The following is a 19,717-nucleotide window of genomic DNA, read 5'->3' on the forward strand; positions in this document are numbered from 1 at the left end:
ATGCAGCCAAATACACCGCCAAATACGACAGCCCAGACCGGGACGGTGAATGATTCGCTTGTTGATTTCCACGCAAAGCTGACCCACCATTTCCATCGAATCTTGACCCACCCTGGTTCGTGAGCTTTGCGCTCACGTTGTGGATAAGTTCTTGGTCGCCTTCTCCTTCTTGGTGGTCTGTGGTGGTTGCTGTGCGGAGCTATTCTTGAACCGGTAGCTGTCATTGCCGGTCTCAAGAATATGGCAGTGATGCGTGAGCCGGTCCAGCAATGCCGTGGTCATCTTGGCATCCCCGAACACACTGGCCCATTCGCTGAAGCTCAGGTTGGTGGTGATCACGACGCTGGTGCGCTCGTAGAGTTTGGACAGCAGGTGGAACAGCAAGGCGCCTCCTGATGCACTGAACGGCAGGTAGCCCAACTCGTCCAGAATCACCAGATCCACATATGCAAGCCGGTGGGCCATCTGCCCTGTCTTGCCTTGGGCCTTCTCTTCTTCCAGCGCATTGACCAACTCTACCGTGGAGAAGAACCGCACCCTTCGGTGATGGTGTTCAATGGCTTGCACTCCGAGGGCTGTGGCAATGTGGGTCTTGCCTGTGCCCGGCCCGCCCACCAGCACCACGTTGTTGGCATCCTCCAGGAACTCACACCGGTGCAACTGGTGCACCAGTGCCTCGTTCACCTCACTGTGGCCGAAGTCGAAGCCTGCCAGGTCCCGGTACGCGGGGAACCTGGCCACCTTCAATTGGTAAGCAACCGAGCGCACCTCCCGCTCGGCGGTCTCAGCCTTGAGCAGTTGGGACAGGATGGGCTGTGCTGCCTCGAAGGCCGGCGCACCTTGCTCAGCCAGTTCCGCAACCGCCTGGGCCATGCCGTGCATCTTGAGCTCGCGCAGCATGATCACGATGGAAGCGATGGCAGGGTCATGACGCATAGCGCACCTCCCTCAATTGGTCATAGCGCAGCACGTTGGCCTGGGGTTCCACAGACAGCTTGAGGGCCTGGGGCGAGGTGACCGGTGCTGGGGCGGGCTTACCGTCCAGCAGGCGGTGGAGCACGTTCAGGATGTGGGTCTTGCTGGCAGCCCCTGACTCCAGTGCCAACTCCACTGCAGCGAGCACAGCTTGTTCATCGTGGTGCAGCACCAGAGCCAGAACCTCCACCATCTCCCGGTCGCCGCCGGGTTGCTTGAGCAAGGTGGCGTGCAGTCGCTTGAAGGCCGCTGGCAGTTCTAGGAACGGAGCGCCGTTGCGCAAAGCTCCTGGTTTGCGCTGCAGCACCGCCAAGTAGTGGCGCCAGTCGTACACGGTCTGTCCCGCACCATGGTGGTTACGCTCGATCAGACGCTGGTGCTCGCACACGATCTGGCCTTCGGCGGCGACCACCAGGCGATCCGCGTAGACCCGCAGGCTCACCGGCCGATTGGCATACGGTGCCGGCACGCTGTAGCGATTGCGCTCGAAGTGGACCAGGCAGGTGGGCGAGACGCGCTTGGTGTGCTCCACAAAGCCATCGAAGAGCCTTGGCACAGGCATCAAGGCTGCCCGCTCCTCGGCCCAGACATCCGCGACGGTGCCCGGCAGCTTGCCGTGCTCGATCTCGTGCCACAGCGCCACGCAGCGCTCCTCAAGCCAGGCATTGAGATCGGGCAGGCTCGGGAATGGCGGCACCACCTGCCACAGGCGATGGCGGGCGTCGCGCACGTTCTTCTCTACCTGGCCCTTCTCCCAGCCCGAAGCCGGGTTGCAGAACTCTGCCTCGAACAGGAAGTGACTGACCATGGCAGCAAAGCGTGCGTTGACATCTCTCTCCTTGCCCCGGCGCACGCGGTCTACGGCGGTGCGCATGTTGTCGTAGATGCCTCGGCGGGGCACACCGCCCAGCACGACGAACGCATGGTTGTGGGCATCGAACAGCATCTCGTGCGTCTGCAGAAGATAGGCACGCAGGTAGAACGCCCGGCTGTGACTGAGTTTGAAGTGAGCCACCTGCAGCTTGGTGCGCACGCCGGCGAGAACAGCCCAGTCCTCGCTCCAGTCGAACTGGAAAGCCTCACCCGGACCGAAGGCCAGGGGAACGAAGGTGCCGCGGCCGGTGGTCTGCTGGGCCACAAGGCGCTGCTCGTGCCAGAGGCGGGCAAAGGCCGCTACGCGGTTGTAGGAGCCGGTATAGCCCAGGCCCCGCAGATCGGCGTACATCTGCTTGACGGTGCGCCGCTGCTTGCGGGACCGGCCCGCTTCCGTCTTGAGCCAGCCGGCGAGCTTCAAGGCGAAGGGATCGAGCTTGGATGGACTGACCCGCTTGGCATAGTGCGGCTCGGCCTCGCCGGCGCGCAGGTACTTGCGGATGGTGTTGCGCGAGAGGCCCGTGCGGCGGGCGATCTCCCTGATGGACAGCTGCTCTCGCAGGGCCCAGCGCCTGATGACACTCAGTGTTGCCACGTCTATCACTCCTGGTCTCCTGCTGCTCAACAAAGCAGCAGGTTAGGGTTAGTACGTGGGTCAGGTTTGGATGGAAATCCCGGGGGTTAGTGGGTCACTTCTGCGTGGAAATCAACAATTCGCTTCCAGCACCAAGGAAAAAAGCGAGGAGCCAGCCTGATGCGTTGTAGGCAAAAAAGACTGAAGCCAAAACACGGGTGGCACGTTGTTTGACACGAATTAAGACAACCAGCGAAATTAAGGCCCAAAGAAACTCGAACGAGGCAAAAGTGAGTGTGGTGTTGGTAGCCGCCCCCCCGTTTAAAAACAAAACGAAGGCGTCAGCCACCTGGAGAACTCCTATTGCCACACTGCCGATCGGATACTTTTTCATAAATTTCTGCATAAGATGAGAGACTCAGCCCGGCTTGGCGCCACCTAGGCTGAAGGTGTAGGCCGCATTCGTTTCATGAAGCAAGAAGGCTGACTCCTACCGACCGCAGAATATCTTGCAGACGTAACAAACAAGCCCTTTTTTGCCCAACCAGCCCTATGGAGGCAACGGGTTGAACGGCCCATTGTCCCTTTTGATTGCGTGCCAAACAATTGCTGACCGATGCTGGCGGTCGAATCTTTTAGGGGCACTATAGCGCCCAATCTCGACGCCTATTGCTGCGCTTGGCAGCTTGATCCCTACACTGAAGCGCGCACAAGACCCTCTCGGTCGGAGTCCAAACGCCCTGACAGCCACCACCCCAACTCAAACACCTACTCCACCCCCGCAAACCCCACCACCAGGTGGTCAATCCACACCCGCAGCTTGGCAGGCAAAAACCGATTGGGTGGGTAGAGCAGCCAGGCCGTGCCCGCATACGAGGTCTTGTGCTGCCAGTCCGGCAGCACGGCCACAAGGTCGCCCCGCTGCAGCGCCGCACGCGCGGCAAAGCCCGGCAGGCTGGCGATGCCCAGGTGGCTCAGCGCCGCCTCCAGCCGCACCTCGCTGTGGTTGGCCACATAGCGGCCGCGCACGGCCACGGTGGCAGATTCGCCTGCGCGTTCAAAGCGCCAGTGCCGGTCGCGCTCGTCCTCGCCCAGGGTGATACAGGCGTGCCGCTCCAGGTCACGCGGGTGCTGGGGGTGGCCGCGCTCGGCCAGGTACTGGGGGCTGGCGCAGATGCAGTGGTGCAAAGTGGCCAGCGGCCGCCCCGCCAGACCCGGGGGCGGGTTATCGGTCACGCGCAGGGCCAGGTCGATGGATTCTTCGAACAGGTCCACCGTGCGGTCGGTGATGAGCAGTTGCACATCCACTTCAGGGTACTTGTGCAAGAACGGCAGCACCAGCGGGTGCACCAGCTGGCGACCCACAGCCTTGGGCATGCTCATGCGCACCAGGCCCGAGGGCGCAGCAGAGTGGGTGTCGCTCAGCGCCCATACCTCGCGCGCGGCGGACACCATGGCCTGGCAGCGGCTGTAGGCGGCGGCCCCGGCGTCGGTGAGCTTGAGCTTGCGGGTGGTGCGCTCCAGCAGGCGCACACGCAGCGAGCCTTCCAGCCGCGCCACCTGCCGGCTCACGGCCGAAGGCGTGATGCCCAGTTGCCGGGCGGCTGCAGAAAAGCTGCCCGCGTCCACCACACGCGCGAACACCGCCATGTCGGGCAGGCTGTCGAGGGGTTGATTGATGCTCATGGCGCACAAGTGCTGTTCTTGAGATTCGATTATCACCAAGAGTGAGCAAATCGATAATTTCAGTGCGCTGCAGCACAGCCACGAGCCCCCTCCTCCCCCCCAGATCACTTCACCCCCATGCACCCCACCCTGCCCCTTGCCCCCGCCTCCCCCCTGGCCCCGCGCCTGTCTGACCTGGCCTTGTTGCTGGTGGCCGTGGTGTGGGGCACGAGTTATGGCGTGGCCAAGGGGGCGCTGGTGTTCTACCCCGTGCTGGGGTTTCTGGCGGTGCGCTTTTTGCTGACCTTTGCCCTGCTGCTGCCCGCTCTGCTGCGCGCCCCGGCGCCAGAGCGGCGCGATGCCCTGGCGGCGGGCCTGCCGCTGGGGGCGCTGATGCTGGGTATTTTTCTGTGCGAAACCTTTGGCCTGGCGCTCACGCAGGCCAGCAATGCAGCCTTTTTGATCAGCCTGTGTGTGGTGCTCACCCCGTTTGCCGAGTGGTGGCTGCTGCGCCAGCGGCCCGGCCGTGCGATGTTTGTGTTTGCGGCGGTTTCGCTGCTGGGGGCTGCGCTGCTCAGCGGCGGCTATTCAGGCGACTGGGGCTGGGGCGACGCGCTGATGCTGGCCGCCGCCGTGCTGCGCGCCATCACCGTGTGCCAGACCACCCGGCTCACGCGCCGCCGCAATGCGCCCGTGCTCGCCCTCACCGCCGTGCAGGCGGGCGTGATCGGCCTGGGCAGCCTGCTGCTGGCGCTGGCCCTGCCGGGCGCGCTGCCGCCCCTGCCCTCGCTCAGCAACGCCAGCGCCTTCTGGCTGGCCTGCATTTACTTGGTACTGGGCTGCACGGTGTTTGCGTTTGTAGTGCAAAACTGGGCCCTGCGCCACAGCCCGCCCACCCGCGTGGGCCTGCTCATGGGCAGCGAGCCCGCGTTTGGCGCGCTGTTTGCGGTGTTCTGGCTGGGCGAGCAGCTCAGCCCCACGGCCTGGCTGGGGGGCGCGCTGATTGTGGGGTCAGCGCTGTGGACCATGGCGCGGCGCAGCGCGTCGCCCCCGGGATCTGCACACACGGCTGCGGAAAGCGCATCCAGCTAACGACGAGATGCTGCTGCCGCCCATACCGGGCAGCAGCCCCTTGGCGACGGCGCGCATGGTGCGGCGGAGCAACCCACAGCCCACAGGCGCCACAAAAAAGCCGCTGGCACCTTGCAGTGCCAGCGGCTCTCAATCACTATATTTTTGATAGCTACCAGGACATATCCATCGCGCGGTAGCAGCCAATTTCACCTTGATCCGAGCGCCAACGCAGGCTGGCGCTGGGCCCACAGCCACAGCGCAATGCCGCCCGCAATCATGGGCACACACAGCCACTGCCCCATGCTCATGCCCAGCGACAGGATGCCCAGGAAGGCATCGGGCTCGCGGAAATATTCGGCGATGAAGCGGAACACGCCATAGCCAAACAGGAAGGCGGCGGCCACCTGGCCCGGGCGGCGCTCCTTGCGTGCGTACAGCCACAGCAGGATGAACAGCAGCAGCCCTTCCATCAGGAACTGGTAGACCTGCGACGGGTGGCGCGGCTGCATCGAGCCGCTGTGCGCAAACACCATGCCCCAAGGCAGGTCGGGGCTGGCAAAGCGGCCCCACAGCTCTCCATTGATGAAGTTGCCCACGCGCCCCGCCGCCAGCCCCGTGGGCACGCAGGGCGCCACAAAATCGGCCACCTGCAGCCAGGGGCGCTGGCGCGAATGCGCAAACCACAGCATGGCCACGATCACGCCCAGCAAGCCGCCATGAAAGGCCATGCCGCCCTGCCACACCGCAAAAATCTCCAGCGGGTGGCTGAGGTAGTAACCGGGCTTGTAGAACAGGCAGTAGCCCAGCCGCCCGCCAATCACCACACCGGCCACGCCCAGAAAGAGAATGTCCTCCACGTCCTTGCGCATCCAGGCGCTTGGGCCGGTGATGGAGGCAAAGGGCTCGTGCCGCAGGCGGCGGATGCCCAGCAGCATGAACAGGCCAAAGGCCGCCAGGTAGGTGAGGCCGTACCAGTGAATGGCCAGCGGGCCGATCTGCAGGGCAACGGGGTCGATGTGGGGGTAGGTCAGCATGGTGGGCGGTATTGTGCCCTCGTGCGAATGGCCCGGGCACCACGCGCCCAATCTGCGCCACCCCCCGTCCAATGCGAACGCTTCTGATCCCCGTACGCATGCAGAACGCAAATGCGGGGACATTGCCTGCAGCCCACCCGCGTCCGCGCGATACTCGCCGCCCGGAAGCAAAGGACAACAACATGCAGGGAAACCCACAAGTCATCGACTATTTCAAGGAACTGCTGCGCGGCGAGCTGGCTGCGCGCGACCAGTATTTCGTGCACTCGCGCACCTATGAGGACCTGGGCTTCATCAAGCTTTACACGCGCCTGGACCACGAGATGCAGGAAGAAACCCAGCACGCCGACGCGCTGCTGCGCCGCATCCTCTTCCTGGGCGGCCGCCCCGACATGCGCCCCAACCCCTTCACCCCAGGCGAGACCGTGCCCGAGATGCTGAAGAAAGACCTGGCCACCGAATACGAAGTGCGTGCGGCACTGCAAAAAGGCATGGCCCTGTGCGAGGGCGTGGGCGACTACGTGAGCCGCGACCTGCTGCTGGCCCAGTTGCGCGACACCGAAGAAGACCACGCCTACTGGCTTGAAAAGCAGCTGGGCCTGATCGACAAGATCGGCCTGCCCAACTACCTGCAGTCGCAGATGGGCAGCGCGGCCGCGTAGGCCATTTGTTTCCAAAATATCAAAAGAAAATCGGCCTCTCCGCGCGACCAGCATGCCGAATATGCTATCAAAATAGAAGCATTCCCAATAAAAAAGCCGCACCCTCGGGATGCGGCTTTTTTGTGGGCGGGGCATCGCCCCACCTTCATGCTGGTGGGCTCAGTCGTCCAGCAGCGACAAATCGCGCACGGCGCCCTTGTCGGCCGACATCACCAGCTTGGCATAGGCCTTGAGCGCGGCCGACACCTTGCGGGGGCGTGGCTGCGCGGGCTTCCAGCCCTTGGCGTTCTGCGCTTCGCGGCGCTTGGCGAGTTCTTCATCGCTCACCAGCACATTGATCGTGCGGTTGGGAATGTCGATGCGGATCCGGTCGCCGTTCTGAACCAGGCCAATCGCGCCGCCCGCAGCCGCTTCGGGTGAGCAGTGGCCAATCGACAGGCCAGACGTACCACCCGAAAAGCGCCCGTCCGTCAGCAGCGCACAGGCCTTGCCCAGGCCCTTGGACTTGATGTAGCTGGTGGGGTACAGCATTTCTTGCATGCCGGGGCCGCCCTTGGGGCCTTCGTAGCGCACGATGACCACATCACCGGCCTTCACCTTGTCGGCCAGGATGTTGGCCACAGCCTCGTCCTGCGATTCCGTCACGTGGGCCATGCCCTCGAACACCAGGATGCTTTCGTCCACACCTGCCGACTTGACCACGCAGCCGTCCACAGCAATGTTGCCGGTCAGCACGGCCAGGCCGCCTTCCTTGCTGAAGGCGTGGTCGTACGAACGGATGCAGCCCTCGGCGCGGTCCAGGTCCAGGCTGGGCCAGCGGGTGTTCTGGCTGAACGCCACCTGCGTGGGCACGCCAGCGGGGCCGGCCATGTAGAAGGTGCGCACGGCGTCGTCCTGCGTGCGCACGATGTCCCACTGGTCCAGCGCGTCTTTCAGCGTAGCGGTGTGCACGGTGGGCACATCGGTGTGCAGCTTGCCTGCACGGTCCAGCTCGCCCAGGATGGCCATGATGCCGCCCGCGCGGTGCACGTCTTCGATGTGGTACTTGTTGGTGTTGGGCGCCACCTTGCACAGTTGCGGCACAACGCGCGAGAGGCGGTCGATGTCGGCCATGGTGAAGGGGATCTCAGCCTCGCTCGCAATGGCAAGAAGGTGCAGGATGGTGTTGGTGGAGCCGCCCATGGCGATGTCCAGCGTCATGGCGTTCTCAAACGCCTTGAAGCCCACCGAGCGTGGCAGCACGCGTTCGTCGTCCTGCTCGTAGTACTGCTTGGCCAGGTCCACGATGCGGCGGCCTGCGCGCTTGAACAGTTGCTCGCGGTCGGCATGGGTGGCCACTACCGTGCCGTTGCCGGGCAGCGACAGGCCCAGCGCCTCGGTCAGGCAGTTCATGGAGTTGGCGGTGAACATGCCCGAGCACGAACCGCAAGTGGGGCAGGCCGAGCGCTCGACCTCGGCCACGTCGGCGTCGGAGTAGTTGGTGTCAGCGGCAATCACCATCGCGTCCACCAGGTCGAGCTTCTTGAACTCCATGACCTTGGTGACCGGGTTGGCCAGGCGGGTCTTGCCCGCTTCCATGGGGCCGCCGGAGACGAAGATCACCGGGATGTTCAGGCGCATGGCGGCCATCAGCATGCCGGGCGTGATCTTGTCGCAGTTGGAAATGCAGACCATGGCGTCGGCGCAGTGCGCGTTGACCATGTATTCGACCGAGTCGGCAATGATGTCGCGGCTGGGCAGCGAATACAGCATGCCGTCGTGGCCCATGGCGATGCCGTCGTCCACGGCGATGGTGTTGAACTCCTTGGCCACGCCGCCAGCGGCTTCGATCTCGCGGGCCACCAGCTGGCCCAGGTCCTTCAGGTGCACGTGGCCGGGCACGAACTGGGTGAACGAATTGACCACCGCGATGATCGGCTTGCTGAAGTCATCGTCTTTCATGCCGGTGGCGCGCCACAGGGAACGCGCGCCTGCCATGTTGCGACCGGCGGTGGAGGTTTTGGAACGGTAGATGGGCATCGTGCTGGCTTCTGGAAAATCGCTGAAAAGGAAGCGGGCCGCAGGAATAAAGGCCCCTTGGGATGCTCTTCACGCATCATCGCGCCGTGTGCATCTGCGGCCTCGGGCGGTCTGCAGCGTTGCAAATGCTCGCAATAGCACCGGCTATTGCTGCGCTTTGCGCCTTGCAGCCCATCCCGATCCGCAGTGCTCACTTTCCGCTCGATTCGTGAATAGCACCCCTCGCTCCCGTGCAACCAACCTCTTGAGCCGTGCCGGGGGCAAACCTGTCAATTATCGCCCAGCCCTCCGGGCCCGCCCGGGGCGTGGCGTTGAGGATTGCGGGGGCAGACCCCACGCACTGCGACGGCGCTGGCAGAATGATCCATTCCGCTCCAGCCTCCCCCAACCCGACACCAGGACGCCCCACGATGACCGACTCCAGCAAGCCCTCCGCGCCCATCAACCGCCGCAGCACCAACATCACCCAGGGCAAGTCGCGCGCACCCAACCGCTCCATGTACTACGCCATGGGCTACGAGGAAGGCGACTTTGTGAAACCCATGGTGGGCGTGGCCAATGGTCACAGCACCATCACGCCCTGCAACAGCGGCCTGCAGAAGCTGGCCGACGCGGCCATCGCGGGCATTGAGGAAGCCGGGGGCAACGCCCAGGTGTTCGGCACCCCCACCATCAGCGACGGCATGGCCATGGGTACCGAAGGCATGAAGTACAGCCTGGTGAGCCGCGAAGTCATCAGCGACTGCATCGAGACCTGCGTGGGCGGCCAGTGGATGGACGGCGTGCTGGTGGTCGGCGGCTGCGACAAGAACATGCCCGGCGGCCTGATGGGCATGCTGCGCGCCAACGTGCCCGCCATCTATGTGTACGGCGGCACCATCCTGCCCGGCCACTACCAGGGCAAGGACCTGAACATCGTGAGCGTGTTCGAGGCCGTGGGCGAAAACGCGGCGGGCAAGCTCAGCGACTTCGACCTCAAGGAGATCGAAAAGCGCGCCATCCCGGGCACCGGCTCTTGCGGCGGCATGTACACCGCCAACACCATGAGCAGCGCCTTCGAGGCCCTGGGCATCAGCCTGCCCTATTCGTCCACCATGGCCAACCCGCACGACGAGAAGATGAACTCGGCCAAGGAATCTGCCAAGGTGCTGATCGAGGCCATCAAGAAGGACATCAAGCCGCGCGACATCGTGACCAAAAAGTCCATCGAGAACGCCGTGGCCGTGATCATGGCCACGGGCGGATCGACCAACGCGGTGCTGCACTTTCTGGCGATTGCCCATGCGGCGGGCGTGGAGTGGAGCATCGACGACTTCGAGCGCGTGCGCGTGAAGACCCCTGTGCTGTGCGACTTGAAGCCCAGCGGCAAGTACCTGGCCGTGGACCTGCACCGCGCAGGCGGCATCCCGCAGGTTATGAAAGTTTTGCTGAATGCAGGCTTGCTGCACGGCGACTGCCTCACCATCGAGGGCAAGACGATTGCCGAGGTGCTGCAGGACGTGCCTGACCAGCCGCGCGCCGACCAGGACGTGATCCGCCCCATCAGCAACCCCATGTACGCACAAGGCCACCTGGCCATCCTGAAGGGCAACCTGAGCCCCGAAGGCGCCGTGGCCAAGATCACGGGTCTGAAGAATCCTGTGATCACCGGCCCCGCCCGCGTGTTCGACGACGAGCAGTCGGCACTCGAAGCCATCCTGGCGGGCAAGATCAAGGCAGGCGACGTGATGGTGCTGCGCTACCTGGGCCCCAAGGGTGGCCCCGGCATGCCTGAAATGCTGGCCCCCACCGGCGCCCTCATCGGCGCCGGCCTGGGCGAGAGCGTGGGCCTGATCACGGATGGCCGCTTCTCGGGCGGCACCTGGGGCATGGTGGTGGGCCACGTGGCGCCCGAGGCGGCGGCGGGCGGCACCATTGCTTTTGTCAACGAAGGTGACAGCATCACCATCGATGCGCGCCAACTGCTGCTGGAGCTGAACGTGCCTGACGAAGAAATCGCAAAACGCCGCGCCACCTGGAAAGCGCCTGCGCCGCGCTACACGCGGGGTGTGCAGGCCAAGTTTGCGTTCAACGCCTCCAGCGCCAGCAAGGGCGCCGTGCTGGACGCGTTCTGACCGACAGCAGCGGGTGTTCTGGCGGCCCTGCTGCGCAGCGCACCGGCTGCCTGCAGCACGGGCCCGCCCCTAAAAACACAAAGAAAAAGCGCCCGGAGCTTCAGGCTCCGGGCGCTTTTTTTGATGTTGTTGTTACAGGCGGCGAAGCCAGCCCGCTCACCCGGTGTGGCGGCAGGCGCACACCTTGGCCTGGTGCGGACGCTCAGCGCGGCTTGCGTGGGCGGATGCCCAGGGCTTCCTTGTGTTTGTTGATGCGGTCCTGCTTGCGCTGGTCCATTTTTTCCATGGCCTTGCGCTTGGTGTAACCCGTGGAGTCGGCCCAGGCCCACCACAGCGCAGTGGCTGCAAAGGGCGCCAGCACCCACCACCAGGACCAGGTCGCCACGGGGCCGATTTCAAAATACTTCAGTGCCAGCATGAGGAGGGAAAGACCCAGCAGATACATCGCAATCTCCAGAAAATGCCATCACAGGCCTGATTGACGCGGGACAAGGGCTTGTCAACCCAAGTCACTACAATCCCATTAAAAGCACTGTAACTCAACCACAGGAAATCCCACCATGAAGCGTACCCTGATCACTCTTGCCATGACGCTGTCGGTTGCGGCACCCGCAATGGCCGACCTGGCCCTGGCGACATCGAAGAACTGCATGGCCTGCCATGCGGTGGACAAGAAACTGGTGGGCCCGTCGTACAAGGACGTGGCAGCCAAGTACGCAGGCCAGAAAGACGCCGTGGACAAGCTGGCCGCCAAGATCGTCAAGGGCGGCTCTGGCGTGTGGGGCCCCGTTCCCATGCCTGCCAATGCACAGGTCAACGACGCTGAAGCCAAGAAGCTGGCTGCCTGGGTGCTGACGCAGAAGTAAGCCGCCGTTCAAGCCACTGCGGTTCTGGGGCCTGGCGCCCCAAAGCCGCAACAAAAAAGCCGCGCCACAGGGAATGTGACGCGGCTTTTGTTTTGGGGGCATCTCAAGCGCAGTCTGCGCGACGCCTCCCTGAATCAGTGGGTCTGGGCCAACTGATCGAGAACTGCAGGGTTCTGTGGCCACGTCACATCGCTGCGCGATATGAGTGTTCACAAACCCCGCAAGCATTGCGCGCTGGCGCCGCTGCACGGCGCCTCCTGGATCAATTGGCCTTGGCCAATTGATCCAGGATTGCGGGGTTTTCCAGCGTCGAGGTGTCCTGCGTGATGGCCTCGCCCTTGGCAATGCTGCGCAGCAGTCGGCGCATGATCTTGCCGCTGCGGGTCTTGGGCAGGTTGTCGCCAAAGCGGATGTCCTTGGGCTTGGCAATCGGGCCGATTTCCTTGGCGACCCAGTTGCGCAGCTCATTCGCGATCTGCTTGGCTTCCTCGCCGGTGGGGCGGGCGCGCTTGAGCACCACGAAGGCGCAAATGGCCTCGCCCGTCACGTCGTCGGGGCGGCCCACCACTGCGGCCTCTGCCACCAGGTCGGTCTTGGAGACCAGCGCCGATTCGATTTCCATCGTGCCCATGCGGTGGCCCGAGACATTGAGCACGTCGTCGATGCGGCCCGTGATGCGGAAGTAGCCCCGGTCAGCGCTGCGCACGGCACCGTCGCCAGCCAGGTAGTAGCCCTTGAGCTCTTCGGGGAAGTAGGCCTTCTTGAAGCGCTCGGGGTCGTTCCAGATGGTGCGGATCATGCTGGGCCAGGGCTTCTTGATGACCAGGATGCCACCCGCGCCGTTGGCGACATCGTTACCAGTTTCGTCCACGATGGCGGCGGCAATGCCGGGCAGGGGCAGCGTGCAACTGCCGGGCACCAGCGGCGTGGCGCCGGGCAGCGGGGTGATGACGTGGCCGCCGGTCTCGGTCTGCCAGAAGGTGTCCACGATGGGGCAGCGCTCGCCGCCCACATTCTTGTGGTACCACATCCAGGCTTCGGGGTTGATGGGTTCGCCCACGCTGCCCAGGATGCGCAGGCTCGACAGGTCCGAGCGCGCGGGGTGCACGGCGGCGTCGCCTTCGGCGGCCTTGATGAGCGAGCGGATGGCGGTGGGCGCGGTGTAGAAGATCGAGACCTTGTGCTTCTCGATCATCTGCCAGAAGCGGCCAGCATTCGGGTACGTGGGCACGCCCTCGAACACCACCTGGGTGGCACCGGCCGCCAGCGGGCCATAGGCCACGTAGCTGTGGCCGGTGATCCAGCCGATGTCGGCCGTGCACCAGAACACATCGTCTGCACGCAGGTCGAAGGTCCAGTCCATGGTGAGCTTGGCCCACAGCAGGTAGCCGCCGGTGGCGTGCTGCACGCCCTTGGGCTTGCCGGTGGAGCCGCTGGTGTACAGGATGAACAGCGGGTGCTCGGCGCCGACGGCCACGGGGGCGCATTCGGTGCTCTGCCCGGCCAGCATCTCGCCAAAGGTCTTATCGCGCCCGGCCACCATGTTGCAGGCCGTGGGCGTGCGCTGGTAGACGAACACGTTGCGGATGGTGTCGCAGCCGCCCATGGCCAGGGCTTCATCGATGATGGCCTTGAGTGGCAGCTCCTTGCCGCCGCGCATCTGGTAGTTGGCGGTGATCACGGCCACGGCGCCTGCGTCGATGATGCGCTCCTGCACCGCCTTGGCGCTGAAGCCACCGAACACCACGCTGTGAGTGGCGCCAATGCGCGCGCAGGCCTGCATGGCGATCACGCCCTCGATGGTCATGGGCATGTAGATCAGCACGCGGTCGCCCTTGGCCACGCCGTGGGCCTTGAGCGCATTGGCAAACTGGCTCACGCGGGCCAGCAGTTCCTTGTAGGTGATCTTGGTGACCGTGCCATCGTCCGCCTCGAAGATGATGGCGGTCTTGTTTTCGGTGGGGGTGCCGATGTGGCGGTCCAGGCAGTTGGCGCTGGCGTTCAGTTCGCCGTCGTCAAACCACTTGAAGAAGGGGGCGTTGGAGGTGTCCAGCGTGCGGGTGAAGGGCTTGGTCCACTGCACGTTCTCGCGCGCCAGGCGGGCCCAGAAGCCTTCGAAGTCCTTGTCGGCCTCGGCGCACAGGGCGTCGTAGCCCGCCATGCCCGAGACGCGGGCGGCTTTGACGATGGCATCCGACGGCGGGAACACACGGTTCTCAACCAAAACGGACTCGATCGCGGATGTGGGCGCACTCATGGTGTTGTCTCCTGGGTCTGATGGAATTGGAATTGGGCGGTACTGTCGGGCGCAGCACTTACAAGCCACTGACTGGCGCGAAGCTTACAGAATCTGCACGCTGCACCGGGCCGGGATGGCCACCGGGTAGCAGGGCTGTCACGCCGCGCCCCTAAAATCGCGCGACCCTAGACCCTCCGACCTTTCCATGTCCCAGCCCAAAAACTCCGCCTCCCCCTCGCCGATGCGCCCCCTGCCCTCGCTGATTTTTGCCAGCCGCTGGCTGCAGTTGCCCCTGTACCTGGGCCTGATCCTGGCGCAGGCGGTGTATGTCTTCCACTTCTGGGTGGAGCTGGTGCACCTGATCGAGGCGGCGTTTGGCAACAGCGCTGCGCTCAAGAGCCTGGTCTCCAGCATCGGCTACAAGAGTGATTTCGAGGTCACTGCGCTCAATGAGACCATCATCATGCTGGTCGTGCTGGCGCTGATCGATGTGGTCATGATCTCCAACCTGCTGATCATGGTGATCGTGGGGGGCTATGAGACCTTCGTCTCGCGCCTGCACCTCGAAGACCACCCTGACCAGCCCGAGTGGCTGAGCCACGTGAACGCCTCGGTGCTCAAGGTCAAGCTGGCCACCGCCATCATCGGCATCAGCTCCATCCACCTGCTCAAGACCTTCATCAACGCTGCCAACTACGACCTGAAGGTGCTGATGTGGCAGACCATCATCCACGTGACCTTCCTGCTCAGCGCACTGGCCATCGCGTTGACCGACCGGCTGATGTCGCACACCCCGCCCCCGGCACGCCACTGACCCCCTGGCCGCGTGCGCCATGCAATGCCCACTCTGGGTAGCTGGCAGCACCCGGCTTCACACACCCACCGCAACACCCACCGCCCCACGCACTGCAGGGCGCCGTGGCCAGCTCGGCGGCGCGGGGCCCGCTGCGCACCCGGCGGGCAGTGCACGGGTCAAAAATTCGAATAAAAACAGGGCTTACCGCGCAACAGCCATGCCCTGATAGCTATAAAAATAGCAGCATTCATACGCAACATCTCCCTCCCAGATTTCTCCCCAATCGGGCGGCACAGTGCAGGTCATCCCCACTGTTCCCACCTGCAGGAGAAATCCATGGACCCCACCCGTATCCCCACCACCCCCATCGCCACGGCCGCGCCGGCCTTGGCCAACCGACGCCTGGCCCTGAGTGCCCTGGGCTCGCTGGGCGTAGCCACCCTGTGGGGCTGCGGGGGCGGCGGAAGCGACACCGCCGCCACGGACACCACCGACACCTCGGGCTCTGGCAGCGGCACTGGAACGGGCTCCGGGACCGGCACAGGCACCGGTACTGGCACCGGAACGGGCACCACCACCTGCTCGGTGGTCCCAGAAGAAACCGCCGGCCCCTACCCCGCTGACGGCTCCACGGCCAGCAACAACACCTACAACGTGCTGGCGCTCAGCGGCATCGTGCGCTCGGACATCCGCAGCTCCATCGGTTCGTCCACCCAGGTCGGGGGCGTGCCGCTCACCATCACCATCACGCTGACCAACACCCAGGCCAGCTGCGCACCGCTGGCGGGCTACGCCATCTACCTGTGGCACTGCACACAGGACGGCAACTACTCGGTCTACACCTCCAACAACATCGCCGACAACTATCTGCGCGGCGTGCAGGCCACCGATGCCAGCGGCACCGTCACCTTCACCACCATCGTGCCCGGCTGCTACGCGGGCCGCATGCCCCACATGCACCTGGAGGTCTACCCCAGCCTTGCCGCCGCCAGCAACGCACGCAACAAGGTCAAGACCACGCAGCTCGCCTTCCCCACCGCCCTGCTCAGCAGCATCTACAGCGGCAACGCGGGCTACAGCGCCAGCGTGCGCAACCTGGCGGCCATCACATTTGCCACCGACAACGTGTTCAGCGACGGCACCACGCTGGAGATGACCACCATGCAGGCCAACACGGGCGGTGGCTACGCCGCCAACCTCACCATTTCCATCGCGGCCTGAGACCCGCGTGCGCCCCGCCTGACCAGCACCCACCTCCGTTTCTTCACGCACTCTGCAGCCACACACCATGCAAACCATCCACCCCTTCCTCGCCAGCCTGGCCCTGGCATTTCTCGCCGCCACCCCCAGCCACGCCCAGCCTGCCCGTGGCACGCCACCCGCCCCACCGCCCGAGGCCTATGCCGCCTGCAAGGGCAGAACCGAAGGCGCCAGCGTCACGCTGACCATGCCCGACGGCAAATCGCTGGCAGGCACTTGCCGCACAATCGACGGCACCCTGGTAGCCATGCCCGCAGGCGGGCCTGGTGGCCCCGGCGGCGCGGGTGGCCCGCCACCTGCCCGCTGATTGCCGACCCGCTGACCGCCACCGCAGCCCCATGCCCCACCTGACCCTGCACCGCAAAGCCTTCATCGCCCTGGCCGCCCTGCTTGTGGCCTTGCTGCTGATCTTTGCGGGCTTCTCGCGCCTGGGGCTGCAGCGGGGCCTGGGGCCGTATGTGGCCGAAATCGAACTGGCCCGCATGGACTGGCTGGCCGAGCGCCTGCAGGCCCACCACACCCAGGCGGGTGGGTGGGACAGCCTGCGCAGCCAGTCCACCCTGTGGGGCCGCCTCAGCCACCCCGGCGGCGGCCCGCGCCGCCCCGGCCCACCGCCCTCGGGCGACCTCGGCAGTTCACCTGACACACGCCCTGGCCTGCCCCCGGGCCAGACGGACTCGGCCCCTCCGCCCCCACCGCCCGACGACCAGCGCAGCCAGGGCCCGGGCAGCGGCCCACCACCCCAGCGCCACCGCGATGACATCTACCCCCGCCTGGGCTTGCTCGATGCACAGGAGCACCTGGTGGTGGGCACCGCGCCCCAGCCCGGCAGCGCTCGGCTTGCGCTGCGCAGTCCCGATGGCCAGACCATCGGCCATCTGGTGCTGGCCCCTCCCCAGGGCGTGCGCAGCGAGGCCGACCAGGCCTTTCTGGCCCAGCACCTGGGTTTTGTGGCGTGGACGGGCCTGGCCGGGCTGGCGCTGGCACTGCTGCTGTCGGGCTGGCTCGCACGGCGCTGGCTGGCCCCGGTCGAAGCCCTGGCCACCGGTGCACGCGGCATTGCGCAGGGCCACCTGCACACCCGCGTGCCCGTGCACGGCAACGACGAACTGGCCCAGCTCGCCCGCACCTTCAACACCATGGCCGAACAACTCAGCAGCATCGAAGCCAGCCGCCGCCAGTGGCTGGGTGACGTGGCCCACGAGCTGCGCACCCCCCTGGCGGCCATGCGCGCCGAGATCGAGGCCGTGCAAGACGGCATCCGCCCCTTTGACGACAAGACCGCGCTGCGCCTGCACCGGCAGGTGATGCGCCTGATCCAGCTGGTAGGCGACCTGCGCGCCAGCCTGGACGCAGCGGGCACCAGCGCGCCCTCGGCCCAGGTGCCCGTGCACCCGCTGTTGCTGCTGGCCGAAGCGCTGGCCTCGATGCGCCCGCGCCTGGCCCAGGCCGCCATCGACGTGGACACCAAAGGCCTGGACGCGCTCGCCGCACAATCCCCCGCCCCGGTCGTGCAGGGCGACGCCCAGCAACTGCACCAGGTGTTCCTGAACCTGCTGGAGAACAGCCTGCGCTACACCGATGCGGGCGGCCGGCTGCAGATTTCGGCACGCGAGGTGGCGGCGCCCAGCAGCGCGGCCCACCCGCAGGTGCTGCAAGTGCAACTGGACGACAGCGCGCCGGGCGTGCCCACGCACGAGCTGCCGCGCATCTTCGAGCGCCTGTACCGCGCCGAAACCTCACGCAACCGCGACCACGGCGGCTCGGGCCTGGGCCTGGCCATCTGCCGCGCCATCGTGCTCGCGCATGGCGGCACGCTGACGGCCGACGCATCGCCCCTCGGCGGCCTGCGCATCACGCTGACCCTGCCCCTTCTGGACAACACCGCGCCATGAGCCCACGCATCCTCGTCGTCGAAGACGAACCCGACATCGCCGCCATCGTGGTGGACTACCTGCGCCACGCGGGCTACACCGTCGAACACCAGGCAGAGGGCCGCGCAGCCCTCGCCAGCATCGTGGCCGCGCCGCCGGACCTCACACTGCTGGACATCATGCTGCCCGGAATGGATGGCCTGGACATCCTGCGCCAGGCGCGGCGCCACACCGAGCACCCCATCATCATGCTCACGGCCCGCGTGGAAGAGGTGGACCGTCTCATCGGGCTGGAGCTGGGTGCGGACGATTACATCTGCAAGCCGTTTTCGCCACGCGAGGTGGTGGCCCGCGTCAAGGCCGTGCTGCGCCGCGCAGCGCCCGGCGCGCCGCTGGCGGGCGTGGAAGGCGTGGCGACGGCCCTGGTGCTCAACGAAAACCTGTGGCAGGCCACACTGCACGGCACGCCGCTCAACCTCACGCGGCGCGAGTTCAAGCTGCTGCAGGTACTGGCGCGCCAGCGAGGCCGCATCTTCTCGCGCGCCCAGCTGCTGGACCAGGCCTACGACGACACGCTGGATGTGAACGAACGCGCCATCGACAGCCACATCAAGAACCTGCGCAAAAAGCTCAAGGCCGCCAGTGGCGACGACACCGACTGGATCCGTTCGGTGTATGGCGTGGGCTTTGCACTCGACCCGGGTGCATCGAACTGAGCCAGCGCGCCATCTCAACACGCGGCACACGGAGGTGTCGCGCAGGTGCGGCCCTGCAGGGCAACCCGCCTGGGCCCGCCGCTAAACTGGCGCCTCCGCCCCCTGCCAGCCCAGCACAGCGCCGTGGACCATCGGCCCTGCGCCCAGAGAGCCGCCCATGCCCGCCACCACCCTGCCCGAGCCCGCCGCCAGCCTTGAACACCACCTGCAGCGGCCCTTCTTGAGCCCACCAGAGCGCGAGGCCATCAACCGGGGCCGCTGGTTTGCGGCGCTCACGCCCTCGCTGCGGCACGACATCTTCCGGCTGGGCCGCGTCACGCGCTATGCGCATGGCCAGATGATTGTGGAGCAGGGCGAGCTGGCCCAGGACTGGTTTGCCTGCGCCAGCGGCGCCATCCGCTTTCGACGCACCACCCCTTCGGGCAAGCAGGTGACGCTGGCCTATGTGGAGCCCGGCATCTGGGTGGGCGAGGCCGAGGTGCTGCACCAGGGCCCCAACACCTACGACGCCCATGCCCACGGCCCCACCACGGTGCTGAGCGTGGCCGAAGGCGTGTTCCGCCAGCTGCTGCGCGCGCACCCCGAGTTTGGCGAGGCCCTGCTCACGCTGCAGGCGCGCCGCATGCGCTACCTGTACTGGATGATGGAAGACATGGCCACCCTGCCCTTGCGCGCGCGGCTGGCCAAGCAGCTGCTGCATGTGCTGCGCCGCTTTGGCGAACGCGCCGCCATGCCGGGCCAGCGCGGCGCCATCGGGTTGTCGCTGGTGCAGGACGAGCTGGCGCAGCTGCTGGGCGGCTCACGCCAGCGCATCAATGTGGAACTGAAGTGGATGGAGCGCGAGGGCATCATCGGCATCCACCAGCGCAGCATCGTGGTCTACCAGCAGGAGCAGCTCGAAGCACTGGCGCAGCAGGAGGTGTCGGATGCCCGGGCCGAGACGCTGGGTGGCAGCCAAGGTGGCTCGGCGCCTTGA

18 protein-coding genes are annotated in these 19,717 nt (G+C 65.6%); 10 read left to right on the forward strand and 8 right to left on the reverse strand.

What is annotated here, in order from left to right:
* Positions 1 to 132: 132 nt before the first annotated feature.
* The 4 genes from istB to ACSQ3O_RS18160 all read right to left on the reverse strand — a co-directional run bounded on the left by istB (position 133) and on the right by ACSQ3O_RS18160 (position 4,108).
* On the reverse strand, positions 133 to 936 hold the full coding sequence (gene istB, locus ACSQ3O_RS18145) for an IS21-like element ISThsp10 family helper ATPase IstB (protein WP_436138810.1): 804 nt from the start codon (positions 934 to 936) through the stop codon (positions 133 to 135).
* On the reverse strand, positions 926 to 2,452 hold the full coding sequence (gene istA / locus ACSQ3O_RS18150) for an IS21 family transposase (protein WP_436138811.1): 1,527 nt from the start codon (positions 2,450 to 2,452) through the stop codon (positions 926 to 928). The genes istB and istA overlap by 11 nt, the downstream gene beginning before the upstream one ends.
* An 85-nt stretch (positions 2,453 to 2,537) precedes the next feature.
* Positions 2,538 to 2,816: a hypothetical protein gene (locus ACSQ3O_RS18155; protein WP_436139942.1), complete on the reverse strand. Its 279-nt coding sequence runs from the start codon at positions 2,814 to 2,816 to the stop codon at positions 2,538 to 2,540.
* A gap of 374 nt (positions 2,817 to 3,190) precedes the next feature.
* Positions 3,191 to 4,108 (reverse strand): LysR family transcriptional regulator, encoded by a 918-nt coding sequence (locus tag ACSQ3O_RS18160; protein WP_436139943.1) that lies wholly within the window; start codon positions 4,106 to 4,108, stop codon positions 3,191 to 3,193.
* Between the two features lie 117 nt (positions 4,109 to 4,225).
* On the opposite strand from ACSQ3O_RS18160, the gene ACSQ3O_RS18165 reads away from it, so the two are divergent.
* Entirely contained in the window at positions 4,226 to 5,179 is a 954-nt protein-coding gene (locus ACSQ3O_RS18165; RefSeq protein WP_436139944.1) for a DMT family transporter, read from the forward strand.
* A gap of 188 nt (positions 5,180 to 5,367) precedes the next feature.
* Here the strand turns inward: ACSQ3O_RS18165 and lgt are convergent, their stop codons facing one another.
* Positions 5,368 to 6,195, reverse strand: coding sequence for a prolipoprotein diacylglyceryl transferase (gene lgt, locus ACSQ3O_RS18170; RefSeq protein WP_436139945.1), 828 nt, complete (start codon positions 6,193 to 6,195; stop codon positions 5,368 to 5,370).
* Between the two features lie 182 nt (positions 6,196 to 6,377).
* Here lgt and bfr point away from each other — a divergent pair, with 182 nt between their 5' ends.
* Positions 6,378 to 6,857, forward strand: a complete 480-nt coding sequence (gene bfr, locus ACSQ3O_RS18175; RefSeq protein WP_436139946.1) for a bacterioferritin — start codon at positions 6,378 to 6,380, stop codon at positions 6,855 to 6,857.
* 159 nt (positions 6,858 to 7,016) lie between these two features.
* Here bfr and ilvD (ACSQ3O_RS18180) read toward each other — a convergent pair whose 3' ends face one another.
* Complete coding sequence (gene ilvD, locus ACSQ3O_RS18180; protein WP_436139947.1) at positions 7,017 to 8,876, reverse strand: dihydroxy-acid dehydratase; 1,860 nt, start codon at positions 8,874 to 8,876, stop codon at positions 7,017 to 7,019.
* 410 nt (positions 8,877 to 9,286) lie between these two features.
* On the opposite strand from ilvD (ACSQ3O_RS18180), the gene ilvD (ACSQ3O_RS18185) reads away from it, so the two are divergent.
* Positions 9,287 to 10,990, forward strand: a complete 1,704-nt coding sequence (gene ilvD / locus ACSQ3O_RS18185; RefSeq protein ID WP_436139948.1) for a dihydroxy-acid dehydratase — start codon at positions 9,287 to 9,289, stop codon at positions 10,988 to 10,990.
* Between the two features lie 202 nt (positions 10,991 to 11,192).
* Here ilvD (ACSQ3O_RS18185) and ACSQ3O_RS18190 read toward each other — a convergent pair whose 3' ends face one another.
* Positions 11,193 to 11,435 carry a TIGR04438 family Trp-rich protein gene (locus ACSQ3O_RS18190; RefSeq protein ID WP_124512892.1) on the reverse strand — a complete coding sequence of 81 codons (243 nt, stop codon included), beginning with the start codon at positions 11,433 to 11,435 and terminating at the stop codon, positions 11,193 to 11,195.
* A 115-nt stretch (positions 11,436 to 11,550) separates the two neighbouring features.
* Between ACSQ3O_RS18190 and ACSQ3O_RS18195 the strand changes: the two genes are divergently transcribed.
* Positions 11,551 to 11,856, forward strand: a complete 306-nt coding sequence (locus ACSQ3O_RS18195; RefSeq protein ID WP_298454587.1) for a c-type cytochrome — start codon at positions 11,551 to 11,553, stop codon at positions 11,854 to 11,856.
* A 262-nt stretch (positions 11,857 to 12,118) separates the two neighbouring features.
* Here the strand turns inward: ACSQ3O_RS18195 and acs are convergent, their stop codons facing one another.
* Positions 12,119 to 14,113 carry an acetate--CoA ligase gene (gene acs / locus ACSQ3O_RS18200; protein WP_137748538.1) on the reverse strand — a complete coding sequence of 665 codons (1,995 nt, stop codon included), beginning with the start codon at positions 14,111 to 14,113 and terminating at the stop codon, positions 12,119 to 12,121.
* A gap of 187 nt (positions 14,114 to 14,300) precedes the next feature.
* Between acs and ACSQ3O_RS18205 the strand changes: the two genes are divergently transcribed.
* The 6 genes from ACSQ3O_RS18205 (at position 14,301) to ACSQ3O_RS18230 (ending at position 19,717) form a co-directional block, all read left to right on the forward strand.
* Positions 14,301 to 14,909: a TIGR00645 family protein gene (locus ACSQ3O_RS18205; protein WP_137748539.1), complete on the forward strand. Its 609-nt coding sequence runs from the start codon at positions 14,301 to 14,303 to the stop codon at positions 14,907 to 14,909.
* Between the two features lie 318 nt (positions 14,910 to 15,227).
* A complete protein-coding gene (locus ACSQ3O_RS18210; RefSeq protein WP_436139949.1) occupies positions 15,228 to 16,112 on the forward strand; it encodes an intradiol ring-cleavage dioxygenase in 885 nt (294 codons plus the stop codon).
* A gap of 67 nt (positions 16,113 to 16,179) precedes the next feature.
* Entirely contained in the window at positions 16,180 to 16,458 is a 279-nt protein-coding gene (locus tag ACSQ3O_RS18215) for a hypothetical protein (RefSeq protein ID WP_436139950.1), read from the forward strand.
* Between the two features lie 31 nt (positions 16,459 to 16,489).
* Complete coding sequence (locus ACSQ3O_RS18220; RefSeq protein WP_436139951.1) at positions 16,490 to 18,046, forward strand: ATP-binding protein; 1,557 nt, start codon at positions 16,490 to 16,492, stop codon at positions 18,044 to 18,046.
* Positions 18,043 to 18,741: a response regulator gene (locus ACSQ3O_RS18225; protein WP_436139952.1), complete on the forward strand. Its 699-nt coding sequence runs from the start codon at positions 18,043 to 18,045 to the stop codon at positions 18,739 to 18,741. The genes ACSQ3O_RS18220 and ACSQ3O_RS18225 overlap by 4 nt, the downstream gene beginning before the upstream one ends.
* A 157-nt stretch (positions 18,742 to 18,898) precedes the next feature.
* Positions 18,899 to 19,717, forward strand: a complete 819-nt coding sequence (locus tag ACSQ3O_RS18230) for a Crp/Fnr family transcriptional regulator (RefSeq protein ID WP_436139953.1) — start codon at positions 18,899 to 18,901, stop codon at positions 19,715 to 19,717.

Origin of the sequence: Acidovorax sp. LjRoot74 (genome assembly GCF_964254355.1) — a bacterium.
Classification (GTDB): domain Bacteria; phylum Pseudomonadota; class Gammaproteobacteria; order Burkholderiales; family Burkholderiaceae_C; genus Acidovorax.

Bases quoted from the DNA above. Each gene is read 5' to 3' on its own strand.
- istB (WP_436138810.1), bottom strand. From the start codon at position 936: ATGCGTCATGACCCTGCCATCGCTTCCATCGTGATCATGCTGCGCGAG.
- ACSQ3O_RS18155 (WP_436139942.1), bottom strand. From the start codon at position 2,816: ATGAAAAAGTATCCGATCGGCAGTGTGGCAATAGGAGTTCTCCAGGTG.
- ACSQ3O_RS18160 (WP_436139943.1), bottom strand. From the start codon at position 4,108: ATGAGCATCAATCAACCCCTCGACAGCCTGCCCGACATGGCGGTGTTC.
- ACSQ3O_RS18165 (WP_436139944.1), top strand. From the start codon at position 4,226: ATGCACCCCACCCTGCCCCTTGCCCCCGCCTCCCCCCTGGCCCCGCGC.
- lgt (WP_436139945.1), bottom strand. From the start codon at position 6,195: ATGCTGACCTACCCCCACATCGACCCCGTTGCCCTGCAGATCGGCCCG.
- bfr (WP_436139946.1), top strand. From the start codon at position 6,378: ATGCAGGGAAACCCACAAGTCATCGACTATTTCAAGGAACTGCTGCGC.
- ilvD (WP_436139947.1), bottom strand. From the start codon at position 8,876: ATGCCCATCTACCGTTCCAAAACCTCCACCGCCGGTCGCAACATGGCA.
- ilvD (WP_436139948.1), top strand. From the start codon at position 9,287: ATGACCGACTCCAGCAAGCCCTCCGCGCCCATCAACCGCCGCAGCACC.
- ACSQ3O_RS18190 (WP_124512892.1), bottom strand. From the start codon at position 11,435: ATGTATCTGCTGGGTCTTTCCCTCCTCATGCTGGCACTGAAGTATTTT.
- ACSQ3O_RS18195 (WP_298454587.1), top strand. From the start codon at position 11,551: ATGAAGCGTACCCTGATCACTCTTGCCATGACGCTGTCGGTTGCGGCA.
- acs (WP_137748538.1), bottom strand. From the start codon at position 14,113: ATGAGTGCGCCCACATCCGCGATCGAGTCCGTTTTGGTTGAGAACCGT.
- ACSQ3O_RS18205 (WP_137748539.1), top strand. From the start codon at position 14,301: ATGTCCCAGCCCAAAAACTCCGCCTCCCCCTCGCCGATGCGCCCCCTG.
- ACSQ3O_RS18210 (WP_436139949.1), top strand. From the start codon at position 15,228: ATGGACCCCACCCGTATCCCCACCACCCCCATCGCCACGGCCGCGCCG.
- ACSQ3O_RS18215 (WP_436139950.1), top strand. From the start codon at position 16,180: ATGCAAACCATCCACCCCTTCCTCGCCAGCCTGGCCCTGGCATTTCTC.
- ACSQ3O_RS18220 (WP_436139951.1), top strand. From the start codon at position 16,490: ATGCCCCACCTGACCCTGCACCGCAAAGCCTTCATCGCCCTGGCCGCC.
- ACSQ3O_RS18225 (WP_436139952.1), top strand. From the start codon at position 18,043: ATGAGCCCACGCATCCTCGTCGTCGAAGACGAACCCGACATCGCCGCC.
- ACSQ3O_RS18230 (WP_436139953.1), top strand. From the start codon at position 18,899: ATGCCCGCCACCACCCTGCCCGAGCCCGCCGCCAGCCTTGAACACCAC.